This is a genomic window from Bradyrhizobium sp. SRL28, from assembly GCF_018596315.1.
GTDB lineage: Bacteria > Pseudomonadota > Alphaproteobacteria > Rhizobiales > Xanthobacteraceae > Bradyrhizobium.
Window position 1 is genome coordinate 1 of sequence record NZ_JAHEAG010000107.1, and the last position, 7,155, is coordinate 7,155.

Annotated in this window: 8 protein-coding genes and 4 pseudogenes; 7 read left to right on the plus strand and 5 right to left on the minus strand. The window is 58.7% G+C overall.

The features are described from left to right. On the plus strand, positions 1–193 hold a 193-nt coding region (locus tag KIP88_RS45005; RefSeq protein WP_214494508.1), incomplete at its 5' end, for a hypothetical protein. Between the two features lie 247 nt (positions 194–440). Here the strand turns inward: KIP88_RS45005 and KIP88_RS45010 are convergent. Together KIP88_RS45010 and KIP88_RS47625 are read right to left on the minus strand one after the other, a co-directional pair. Then, a complete protein-coding gene (locus KIP88_RS45010) occupies positions 441–1,223 on the minus strand; it encodes a CmcI family methyltransferase (RefSeq protein ID WP_214494509.1) in 783 nt (260 codons plus the stop codon). Positions 1,224–1,452: 229 nt separating this feature from the next. Beyond that, positions 1,453–1,554: pseudogene (locus KIP88_RS47625) on the minus strand (IS110 family transposase); the annotation flags it as partial. Positions 1,555–1,845: 291 nt separating this feature from the next. On the opposite strand from KIP88_RS47625, the gene KIP88_RS47630 reads away from it, so the two are divergent. The 3 genes and pseudogenes from KIP88_RS47630 to KIP88_RS48080 all read left to right on the plus strand — a co-directional run bounded on the left by KIP88_RS47630 (position 1,846) and on the right by KIP88_RS48080 (position 2,703). Then, a complete protein-coding gene (locus tag KIP88_RS47630) occupies positions 1,846–2,178 on the plus strand; it encodes a transposase (protein ID WP_249791545.1) in 333 nt (110 codons plus the stop codon). A gap of 164 nt (positions 2,179–2,342) precedes the next feature. Further along, positions 2,343–2,402, plus strand: a pseudogene (locus KIP88_RS47635) (hypothetical protein); the annotation flags it as partial. A gap of 172 nt (positions 2,403–2,574) precedes the next feature. Continuing rightward, entirely contained in the window at positions 2,575–2,703 is a 129-nt protein-coding gene (locus KIP88_RS48080; protein ID WP_283848595.1) for a hypothetical protein, read from the plus strand. A gap of 373 nt (positions 2,704–3,076) precedes the next feature. Here KIP88_RS48080 and KIP88_RS45025 read toward each other — a convergent pair. Next, positions 3,077–3,203, minus strand: a pseudogene (locus tag KIP88_RS45025) (transposase); the annotation flags it as partial. A 588-nt stretch (positions 3,204–3,791) separates the two neighbouring features. Between KIP88_RS45025 and KIP88_RS45030 the strand changes: the two are divergent. After that, positions 3,792–4,097, plus strand: coding sequence for a hypothetical protein (locus KIP88_RS45030; protein WP_214494513.1), 306 nt, complete (start codon positions 3,792–3,794; stop codon positions 4,095–4,097). Between the two features lie 183 nt (positions 4,098–4,280). On the opposite strand, the gene KIP88_RS45035 is transcribed toward KIP88_RS45030, so the two are convergent. Then, positions 4,281–4,637, minus strand: coding sequence for a hypothetical protein (locus KIP88_RS45035; protein WP_214494514.1), 357 nt, complete (start codon positions 4,635–4,637; stop codon positions 4,281–4,283). Between KIP88_RS45035 and KIP88_RS45040 the strand changes: the two genes are divergently transcribed. Then, positions 4,521–5,525: a recombinase family protein gene (locus KIP88_RS45040; protein WP_214494511.1), complete on the plus strand. Its 1,005-nt coding sequence runs from the start codon at positions 4,521–4,523 to the stop codon at positions 5,523–5,525. The genes KIP88_RS45035 and KIP88_RS45040 overlap by 117 nt on opposite strands. Positions 5,526–5,629: 104 nt before the next feature. Next, a complete protein-coding gene (locus KIP88_RS45045) occupies positions 5,630–5,875 on the plus strand; it encodes a hypothetical protein (RefSeq protein WP_214494512.1) in 246 nt (81 codons plus the stop codon). Between the two features lie 701 nt (positions 5,876–6,576). On the opposite strand, the pseudogene KIP88_RS45050 reads toward KIP88_RS45045, so the two are convergent. Beyond that, a pseudogene (locus KIP88_RS45050) lies at positions 6,577–6,848 on the minus strand (transposase); the annotation flags it as partial. Positions 6,849–7,155: the final 307 nt, after the last annotated feature.

Here is a 7,155-nt window from a genome sequence, read left to right on the forward strand (position 1 = left end):
CTACGTGGTGCCGTTCTTCGCCTTCGCGCCAGGTATTCGCAAGATGATCTACACGACTAATGTGGTCGAGGCGCTGCACCGGAGCTTCCAAGATCATCAAGACCCGCGGCAGCTTCCCGACCGACGAGGCGGCGCTGAAGCTGCTATATCTCGCCATCAAGAATGCCGCCGTTCATTGGCGCCGGCCGGTTGAATGGACCGCCGCAATGGGGCAGTTTGCCATCCAGTTCGGCGCGCGCTTTGCGGGGTCACCTCGCTGACCCCCGCAAAGCGCATCCCGCCCTTCACAGAGGCCTCTTAAACAAAAGATCGGACATTCCCCCGACGGACTGCCGCCCGATCTTGCCACCGCGCGTGCAATGATTCTGGCCGAGCGCACACTGCATCGCGCAACTATGAGGGCAATGATGTTCCAGTCCCGGCACTATATCAGCGCAGGCTTACGACTTTCGAAGCCATGCATTTGAAGCACAAGTAACATTGGTCCCAAACGCGTCGGTGTAATAAGTATCGATTAAGAATCCTGCTTGCTCGATCAACTGGAAGCCATCGATAATCTCTCTATTTGCGTACACAGGATTGTCTTCGATTACATAGTAGTCTCCTGACACCAGAAAGTTGTTCAGGTAGGAAAACACCGAAAATATTTGCACGTGCGCGTCGTCGATCACAAGCCAGGGATGAGGCAGGCTCATCAACAAATTTTCATCGAAGTTGGCGACGTCAGAAAGGTCAATTTGATGAAAGGTAAGTAGTGGATGCTTTCTTGCATTCTCATGGACAAGTTCGGTATACAAATCAAAGGAGTGAACTTCACCGAGCATCTCACAAAGCGCTGACATATTATCAGCGAACCACAGTCCGCTGCCACCCTGAGCTGAACCGAGCTCTAGAATAGTCCTCGGCTGAAGTTCCCAAATGAGCCTTGGATACAGAGCTAGATCAAAAGGGGTCTTGTAACGTATCAGCCCTCTATAAGTCATCGCCAAGGCTCCAATTTTTGTGGAGCGCTGGTCAGCAATCCATGGATAGATTGACGACATCCAATCTCGATCGGATGGCTTTGCAAAGCGGTCAGAAAGATCAGCATTCAGGACGGCGTTTATTCCGGCAAGCGTCCTCTGGTTAAAAAGTTGTCCGCCGAATCCGCCAGGCCTCATCTGATCGGGGTAGTTCTTGTGGCAGGCGTCCCAAAAGGCCTTGTGTTCGGAAGCGAGTTGCATAGGTCGATCTCCTTACTGCGTCTGTCTCTTTATCCAAGCAACCGGCGTGCCACTCGCGGAATGAGGTGCGCGCTCGCCTAACGAGAGTGAGAAACGCGTAGGTGATGCCAGCATGCCCACAGGGATGGTCGGCGCGCTTTGTCGGGTTCGAGACATCGGCGTCATCAATCGGACATGGATGATACAACAAAGCTGGCAGCATAAGACGGTGCTGGTCGCCTCTCATGCTGTAGACTTCCCCGGTCGTCATCATCGCCCAGACGATCCGAGCCAACTTGTTGGCAACGGCGATAGCGACGACCATGGGTCGACGCCGTTCAAGCAGAGCTTCGATCCAGCCGCCTCCGATCCGGAAGCCTGCCTTTGGGTACGATGACGTAATTGCGGTCGGCGTCCGTGGCACGTTATCATGACGCCCTCACGCAATCGTCTGAGTCGGAGGGAGCTATAAAGCAATTTGTTGGGCTGGATGTCTCGCAAAAGGAGACTTCTGTGTGTATGTGGTCAATGAAGTGGGTGAGGTCTTGTACGAGGGAAAGGCCAAGTCCGATCCAGGAGCGCTCACTAAGCTGCTTCGCGCGCAGCACCGCATGCCGCGCGCATCGGCTTTGAGACCGGAGCGATGGCCAGTTGGCTATGGCATGAACTTCGTCGTGTCGATCTTCCAGTGGTCTGCATCGATGCTCGGCATGCGCACGCGGCTTTGTCGGTGTGCATGAACAAGAGCGATCAGAATGACGCGCGAGGCCTAGCTGAACTGGTACGGGTCGGCCGGTATCGGGAAGTCAAAGTCAAGAGCGAGGAGAGTCGGAGGATCCGCGCGCTACTCGTCGCGAGATTCCGGCTGGTAGCCATCCGTCGTGATATCGAGAACCAGGTCCGCAGCCTGATCAAGGAATGCGGGTTGCTGTTTCCACGCGCGATAGGCCTGCAGTTCCGTAACCTGGATCTATGAGCTGTTGGGCGAAGGTCATCAGGTCCTCGGCGGGATCGAACCGCTCCCTGTCTATCCATGAAAATATCTGCAAGCAGCAAGGCAAGTTCGACGATGAAGTCCGCCAGCTGGCGAGGTCAGATGAGACGACACGTCGCCTGATGACGGTTCCTGGCGTGGGCGTGATGACCGCGTTAACGTTCCGCCATACGATCGATGACTCGTCGCGCTTCCGATCGGCATCGACTGTTGTCGACTATCTGGGTCTTACACCTCGGCGCTACCAATCTGGCGAAACGGACATTCAATGGCAAGATATCGCGCTGGGGCGACAGGCTCCTCCGAACGTACCTGTTCGAGGCGGCGACTGTTCTGCTTTATCGAACGAAGAAATGGTCCTCGCTCACGGCTCGGGGAATGAAGCTTGCCAAGCGCATTGGCATAAGAAAGGCAAAGGTCGCCATCGCGCGCAAGATCGCCTTTGTTCTGCACTGCATCTGGGTAGACGGTGGATCGTTCGAGTGGGGGCAGCCGAAAGAGGTGTAGTCCATTTTTGCAAGTTTCTGGCCCTGTTCTCGATCGGCCGGCGATGTCCCGCTGGGACGGTGGTTGTGGTGACCTCGGTCATTCGGCTGTTGGCGGCTCGTCCGCACTCCACAGCATACGTTGAGGTGCCCGACCCGCACATCATCATGAGGCGCTACGCGACCTCGGAAAGGACCGTGACCCCAGCTGCGACATGAGACCCGTGCCGAACCGTCAACAACGGCCGATCTTAGCAGGTCCCGTTTGGCAATGCCTCGTTAGTCGCGATCACTCCGTCTCCGCAATCCCGACCAGCCCCGACGGAGTGATCGCTACCGTCGCGCCACACGGGATCCAAGGAATTGCAACTTGACAATACCTCGCAATTAAAGGACCGAACGACGTTACGAGCTCCGATGACAAGCAATTGCCTGAGATAGGAATTTGCCCTGTTTCGTTATGCGGCCGAGCCGGTCCTTTCCGCTGGTGGAACTCTGCTTAGGCGCAGTCAAGCCGAGCCAGCCGCGAACTTAGTTGGTTCACAAGAAAAGCCAGTGCCGTCCCTGCCCGTTTGCAGATGAGGCGTATGCACAGCGCCGTTCTCTATCGAGCTATGCGAGGAAGTGGAGTGCGCCCCGAAGGCGCGTATCAGTCGTGTAGGAAGATTCCACCCAGAGAGTTGTCGATTGATCTGGTAGCTGACGAGCGGTTCGGAGGGCAACTGACGGATCGGAGCCTCGTGACAAAGGGCGTCTTTGGACGGCTGAGCGATCCAGCGGGCCGTAACGTGAGTGAAGTCTGAGCAGGCCTCGAAAGAAGCAATGTGGATGCCAACCCACCCCCAATTTGGGGAAGGCCGCGCGGACAGCGAAGCAATCGACACATGCACCTGTCCGGTTCACCGGGGTAATGGACACGACACGTTGGAAGGGTGATCCGCGTAATCGGGGGAGACCCGCTCGGTCGGAGGTCGCGGCTCCGACGCTGCTTCTGGCAGCGGACCGTGCGGGAGTCGGACAGAGGCGTACGACCGTTGAGGCCGGGTAATGCCGGCGGAGGAAAGGCCCCTGACTTCTGGCATGCTTTCGAAGATGGAGAGGATGCGGTGATTGGCGATGAGCCTCGAAACGCCCGAAAAGATCAGGAACCTTCAGAGAAAGCTTTACAAGGCGAAGGCGGAGCCTGCCTTCCGCTTCTACCTGCTCTACGACAAGATCTGCCGCGAATATGGCGCGACAAACAGGATGAGAGCCCGTATTGCCGCATCTAGCGATGTTCCCGAGACGCCGATTGTTGCCTCATCTATTTTGCTCCCCAAGCAAGGGAGGTTGATCGCACAACTGGTCGGCATTGCGAGCGCGCCGCTGTCGCGCTCGGTCCTCGACCGAGCGCTTGCAAAGCCGACAGACCGGTGATCGGGCGTGGTCAAGGCCGCCAGCCGCCGAATTGCCCGCCTCACTGCCGAAGTGGCGCTCGCGCGCGTCGGTCTGGTGCTCGGTCTCGAAGTCTCGCGGCTCGCGCAATAACGCCGAATGGGACCGCCTGATTGATCTGGCCGGATTCACCGACACGCTGATCGGCGATGCCGACGGCATTTATCACCCGGCCGTGTTCAATGATCGCCTCTTGCTGGGCTCAAAGGCACGATGAGCGAGGCCGAACTGCACGTGCTTCGGGCTCGCCTTAACGGTGGCATCCGCAACAAGGCGGCGCGCGGCGAACTGCGCCGCGGTCTGCCGGTCGGCTTCGTCTGGAGCGAGGCTGATGGCGAGGTCCGCTTCCATCCCGATGAGGCTGTCGTTACCGCTATTCGCAATGTTTTTGCGCGCTTTGCCGAGATGGGATCGGCGCGTCGCGTTTGGCTGTGGTTTCGTTCCGAGGGGCTCGCGTTCCCGCTGCAGCTGCACGCCCGTGCCGAGATCCGCTGGGTCGGGGCAAGTTACACCGCCATCCATCAGGTCTTGACCAATGCCGTCTATGCCGGCGCCTATCTCTATGGCAAAACACGCCAAGAGACGATTCTCGATGGCATTGGCGCGCACAAGAAGCGGATTCGATCCTTGCCGCGTTCCCAATGGCAGGTCCTCATCCCCGAGCATCATCCAGGCTTCATCGATTGGCAGACCTATGAAGCAAATCAGCAACGCCTCGCCGAGAACACGCGACCTCAGCCGCGCAAGGGCGGCGGTGCCGTGAGGGAGGGCGGCGCTCTCCTGCAAGGTCTTGCCAGCTGCGGCCATTGCGGCCGCCGCCTGCATACGCACTATCGCGAACGCAATTCTTCGCCAGGCTATGACTGTGCTGGCAAAGTGCTGGTCGAGAACCGAGGCGTCTATTGCCTCAATATTGGTGGTGTTCAAATCGATCACGCCATCACCCAGGCGTTCATCGCCGCCTTAGAATCCGCAAAGCTGACCGCGACACTCACCGCTGCGGAACGGCTTGAAGCGGACCGCGAGGCAGCGCTCAAACAATGGCGACTTGCCGTTGAACGCGTCAGCTACGAAGCCCAGCGCGCAGAACGTCGCTATCGCGCCATCGATCCCGACAACCGTCTCGTCGCGCGCGGTCTCGAGCGAGAGTGGGAAGCATGCCTGAAGGCGCTGGAGGCCGCAAAGTCCGACCTTGCGCGTCGTGAGGCCGCTCGCCCACATACGATCGCCCAACAGGAGCGTGACCACCTGCTCGCGCTCGGACCTGATCTCGTCTCTGTCTGGAACGCAAGCACGACGACGCCGCGCGACAGGAAAGAGTTGCTGCGGACGCTCCTCGACGAGGTCATCATCAAAGTCGATCGCGATGCCTTTGCCGCCCATTTGACGCTGCGAAGGGCGGCGCGCTGACCGAGATCGATCTTGCCCTGCCCCGATCGCGGCCAGCGACGATCCGCACCGACGAGGAAACAGTTGCGCTCCTGCGACGACTGGCAATGCATTATCCCGATGCCGTGATCGCCGTCATCTTCAACCGGCAGGGCCGCACGACGGCCTACGACCACCGCTTCGACCGCAACCGCGTCGGTAATTTACGCCGGCACTGGAAGATCCCGAGCTTCCAAGAAAACCCGCAAGCCGCCGGCGATCTTTTGACCATCAAGCAAGCCGCCGCCGCGCTTAGTGTCGCTCCCTCGACGATCCAAATGCCGCCGTTGGCTTTGGGAATCTCCACGCGCCTTACCGCTGGCGGGAAGTAGCTTCCCGGCGCCATGCGATTCCAGAGCTTGTAGAGGTTATTCCCAAGGTCCTGCGCAAGTTCATCCAGGCTCTGGCCATCGACGCCCGCCGATTTTCCATTCCCTGCCACCGCTGGTAGGCCTCCCAGACCATACGCTTGGTAATTGGCAACGGTTTGTCCGACGTCATGACGCTCCTCCCGACAAAGCCGGTTGGCCTCCGATGTCGGACAGGGTAACGCAGCCCCTTCGCTCGATAGCCATCACAGCCACTTGCGCTACTACAGGCTGCTCCGCCCCTGTCTCGGGTACTGGTATTCTTCCTCGTGGTGTGCGCCACTTGCGGATTTCCCTTAACATCCCGAGCCAGGTTCCCTCGTTCCGGATTGAAGCCTGTGAAGAGATAGTGCCGCCTATACACCGGCTGCCGCGTGGACCGTAAGCAGTTGTCGCCCACACTTTTCCGAGCACCACTATCCCCATGCCCGTTTTGACAGCGTCTGGACCTATTTCGATGCGTCATCGGCGGTTCGCTTGCGCTCATCTTCTCATCACTTACCTGACGGCGTAGCCCGCCGCCTTTTCCCCAGCGCTCACCACCACGTCTCTTAAACGCAGCAGCCTGGGGTGGTTTGAAGCCTGCCCCTGCAGGCCGGCTCCGGGAGGCCAACTCCCATCTTCAACACAGTTACGCCGGCAGATACGCACCAGCTACGAGGCACACGGTAATAGGGGTTCTCCACCCAGCGCTCGCATAGCACCTCATCGGAGAGGTCGTAGGTGTGCTTGAGGATGGCAAGTCCTGCCATCAGCCGCGTCGGCAGCGGCCGCCGGCCCGGTTTGTCCTCGTAGACCGCCCCGAATTCTGGTCGAGGAAGGGCCAGTCGATCGTCTGCGAAAGCTTCACCAGGGCATGGTCCATATCGATGATCGCGTCCAGCCGCGAGCGCAGAAGATCGGCCTGTCCGCTGTCCCGTCGTTCCTTGGGTCGCATCGTCCCCTCCGATGCGACCACGGAATCACGACCCGCGATTCGAGGGAATCGCAAAAATGAAATTGCAAGCTTTCGGGCCTTCAAACCCAAAAAGCTTGCAATCTCAAACCTCGGTCCGCTCCAAAAATCGACTCCCGCTCAATGGCTTGGGAGGTCCTTCACGGTCGACTAACTGTCTGGGACTTACAAAAACACGCAGCGTCAGGGCTCATCCACACTGTGGCGGGCTTCTCCAGCGGCTCGTAATGCCCATATTTGTGGGCTTTGTAATGCACGTTCTCGACAGCGTTGTAGTAGCAGTGATATG

Excerpts from the sequence above, each read along its gene's own strand:
- KIP88_RS45035 (WP_214494514.1), bottom strand. The coding sequence starts at position 4,637 with ATGGATGGCGGTGTAACTTGCCCCGACCCAGCGGATCTCGGCACGGGC.
- KIP88_RS48080 (WP_283848595.1), top strand. The coding sequence starts at position 2,575 with ATGAAGCTTGCCAAGCGCATTGGCATAAGAAAGGCAAAGGTCGCCATC.
- KIP88_RS47630 (WP_249791545.1), top strand. The coding sequence starts at position 1,846 with ATGGCCAGTTGGCTATGGCATGAACTTCGTCGTGTCGATCTTCCAGTG.
- KIP88_RS45010 (WP_214494509.1), bottom strand. The coding sequence starts at position 1,223 with ATGCAACTCGCTTCCGAACACAAGGCCTTTTGGGACGCCTGCCACAAG.
- KIP88_RS45040 (WP_214494511.1), top strand. The coding sequence starts at position 4,521 with ATGGGATCGGCGCGTCGCGTTTGGCTGTGGTTTCGTTCCGAGGGGCTC.